The organism is uncultured Clostridium sp. (genome assembly GCF_947039605.1).
Taxonomy (GTDB): Bacteria; Bacillota; Clostridia; order Clostridiales; family Clostridiaceae; genus Sarcina.
Genome location: NZ_CAMQZG010000096.1, coordinates 1 through 2,946 on the forward strand (window position 1 = coordinate 1; position 2,946 = coordinate 2,946).

Sequence of the window (2,946 nt, forward strand, 5' to 3'; positions counted from 1 at the left end):
ATAAAAGAACTACTAACTAAATAAACTTGTATTATTTGTGTCTCTCGACTACTTACTTAGTATAGCATATGGATTTATACAATGCAACCTTTTTTTAAAATTAATTTTAATTTATATAATCTTAACTTATTTAAGATATTCTTTCTCTAAATAAGTATAAAAAAAGGAACCAGTTAAAAACTAGTTCCTGTAAACTTCAAATTAGTATCTGTTGTTTTGTGCTTTTCTTGCTCTTCTGCATGAAGCACATCTTGTAGGCTCGTTATCGAAACCTTTTTCTTTGTAGAACTCTTGCTCACCTGATGTGAATATGAATTCTTCGTTACAGTCTCTACATACTATTGTTTTATCTTGCATAATAATCCTCCTATATTTAAAGTTCAATTGTTGTAAATCACTTTTAAAAAATAAAAGAACTACTAACTAAATAAACTTGTATTATTTGTGTCTCTCGACTACTTATTTAGTATAGCATATGGATTTATATAGTGCAACCTTTTTTTTATATATTTTTTTATAGTTAATTTCAAAAAATATATATAAAGGACTTGCCTTAATTAGTAAATACTACTATAAATTTATATTAAAGATTCTTCCACAAACGCTTTAATCTCTATTCCTAAAAGTCCAGCATTTATAACTTCTTTTATTTTATTATTACCTTTTATTATTTCTGCAAACAAAATTTTATACTCGCTATCTAACTTTTCAATCATAAATCCTGCTAAATTTTTATATGAAATAGTATAATCGCCTATATCAACCATCCGACTCCCACTTGGTATATATCCAACACCCTCTAACCATTCTGGTTCTATACCTTCATCTAAATCAAATTCTGCACCACTCACTGCAATTACATACGAATCAAATCCGCTTACAAATGGCAAGTATAGTATCTCTTTATTTTCTAAAAAACTTTTTATCTCTTCAAAAGATAATTCACTTATTTTATATTCTTTTTTCACATCTAATTCTTTAGAAACTATTAGCACTTCACCCTCTAATGATTTAACACTTCTATTTCTTAAGATATTTTCCACACCTTTTTTATAACTATCTACAAAATTATATAAATCTAAATTTTTAATATTCATAACTACTCCTAACATTCATTTTTATACAATTTTACCATACAACCCTATTCTTAACTAACCTTTTGTTTTCCCTCAAAATTTTTAGAAACAACTACTATAATCTCAATCTACACTATAAGTTTCAATATATTAAGCTACAATTAGCTAATTATATATAAAAAATAACCCATATTAAAATATGAGCTATTTTATAAATTATTTAAATGTATCTGTATAAACCTTAAAGTAAGCTTGTGAATAATAGCATACTGGACAAATTTTTGGTGGTTCTGCCCCCTCTACTATATAGCCACAATTTTGACAAATCCAAAAAGTATCAGCACCTTTTTTATAAACATCCCCTTGCTCCACACTAGCATGGAATCGTTTATATCTTTCTTCGTGCATCTTTTCTATTTTACCTATTGCTCTATAAGCTTCTGCTACTTTTGCAAATCCTTCTGTATCTGCTACTTTTGCAAATTCAGGATATAAAACTTCTGTTTCTTCATGTTCCCCTGCTACTGCTGCTTTTAAATTTGATAATGTATCTTTATGAAGCTCGACTGGGTAGTCTGCATCTATAACTACTTTTTCACCATTTAAATCAGCTGCTAAAAATTTATAAAATACATTAGCATGCGCTCTCTCTTGATCTGCAGTTTCCTCAAATACCTTAGCGATTTCCTCATACCCCTCTTGTTTTGCAACAACAGAATAGAAAGTGTATCTATTTCTTGCTTGTGATTCACCTGCAAAACTTTTCATAAGATTTTCAGCTGTTTTAGTTCCATTTAATTTTCCCATAACTATATCACTCCAATTTTTTTGACTTTTGATAATTGCTTATCTATATATAGTTATGTGCTAAAATGAACCTCTTTTATACTATGAAATTATATCCTTTTTTAATCTTCTTCCATTTTCACCTTTGGTATATAAATAGATTTAAGTATCTCTACTATTTCGGCTTCTTTCATATATGAACTATATACCCCACATACTTCTATATACCCAACTATATTATCTACAATTCTATAACTTGGTTTTTCAGATAATTCTATATATTCAAACATTGAATAAGCAATTTCCTCAAGTAAAATAATAACTTGTTCTCTATCTCTCTTTTTCCTTAAATTTTCTATTATTTTAAGCAATCTATCAAGACCTCTCCACCCTGATTTTTTAAATATTCCAATTTTAAATGAAGATTTACTAACAGCATTCTCAACCTTTACTATATCGCATTCATATAAATTAGTTCTATAATTTATTCTACTGTTTGCAAATGCTTTTTTTAAGTTTCTAAAGAAACATCTGATGCTATATATGATTCCACTTCTATTATTAATCTCCATATTATCCCCCACTATTCATTTTTACTTAATTATACAATATTCGCTTAATTATAGATTAAACCTATTAATAATTTTTTATTAATTTTTATTCACATTAAATAAAAGCACAAAAAAATGCAAAGCGAATCACTTTGCATTTTTGTTTATTTTTTTGTAACTTGTGGTGCAGCCTCTAAATTTGTATTAACTTTCTCAGTAGAAGGCTTCACTATAACTTTATCTGATGATGGTTTTACTGCAACTTTATCTGATAAATTATTTGTAGACTTCTCAGCTTTTGAATTACTATCATTTGAAGAATTTGAACTACTTTCTTTTGAACTATCTGTAGAACTTTCTTTATTTGAAGAATTATCTAAGTTTGACTGATCTTTACTACTTACACTACTAACATCTGAATTATTTTCATCTTTGTTATTAATATCCGGTTTTACTACTGGTTTTGCTGGTTCTATTGGTTTTACTGGTTCTGGTTTCACTATTGGTTTTGTTGGCTCAACTGGTTTTACTGG

The 2,946-nt window shown here is 27.6% G+C and carries 4 protein-coding genes and 1 pseudogene; all 5 read right to left on the minus strand.

Annotation, left to right across the window (positions count from 1 at the left end):
• Positions 1–201 precede the first annotated feature (201 nt).
• Positions 202–357 carry a zinc-ribbon domain-containing protein gene (locus Q0V24_RS17020; protein ID WP_297522040.1) on the minus strand — a complete coding sequence of 52 codons (156 nt, stop codon included), beginning with the start codon at positions 355–357 and terminating at the stop codon, positions 202–204.
• 221 nt (positions 358–578) lie between these two features.
• Positions 579–1,097, minus strand: coding sequence for a hypothetical protein (locus tag Q0V24_RS17025; RefSeq protein WP_297523361.1), 519 nt, complete (start codon positions 1,095–1,097; stop codon positions 579–581).
• Positions 1,098–1,292: 195 nt separating this feature from the next.
• The gene (rbr, locus tag Q0V24_RS17030; RefSeq protein ID WP_297523363.1) at positions 1,293–1,883 is read right to left on the minus strand and encodes a rubrerythrin; all 591 of its coding nucleotides are present in this window, start codon (positions 1,881–1,883) and stop codon (positions 1,293–1,295) included.
• Positions 1,884–1,984: 101 nt separating this feature from the next.
• Positions 1,985–2,434: a hypothetical protein gene (locus Q0V24_RS17035; protein WP_297523365.1), complete on the minus strand. Its 450-nt coding sequence runs from the start codon at positions 2,432–2,434 to the stop codon at positions 1,985–1,987.
• 143 nt (positions 2,435–2,577) lie between these two features.
• Positions 2,578–2,946, minus strand: a pseudogene (locus tag Q0V24_RS17040) (hypothetical protein); the annotation flags it as partial.

Bases quoted from the DNA above. Each gene is read 5' to 3' on its own strand.
- Q0V24_RS17020 (WP_297522040.1), bottom strand. From the start codon at position 357: ATGCAAGATAAAACAATAGTATGTAGAGACTGTAACGAAGAATTCATA.
- Q0V24_RS17025 (WP_297523361.1), bottom strand. From the start codon at position 1,097: ATGAATATTAAAAATTTAGATTTATATAATTTTGTAGATAGTTATAAA.
- rbr (WP_297523363.1), bottom strand. From the start codon at position 1,883: ATGGGAAAATTAAATGGAACTAAAACAGCTGAAAATCTTATGAAAAGT.
- Q0V24_RS17035 (WP_297523365.1), bottom strand. From the start codon at position 2,434: ATGGAGATTAATAATAGAAGTGGAATCATATATAGCATCAGATGTTTC.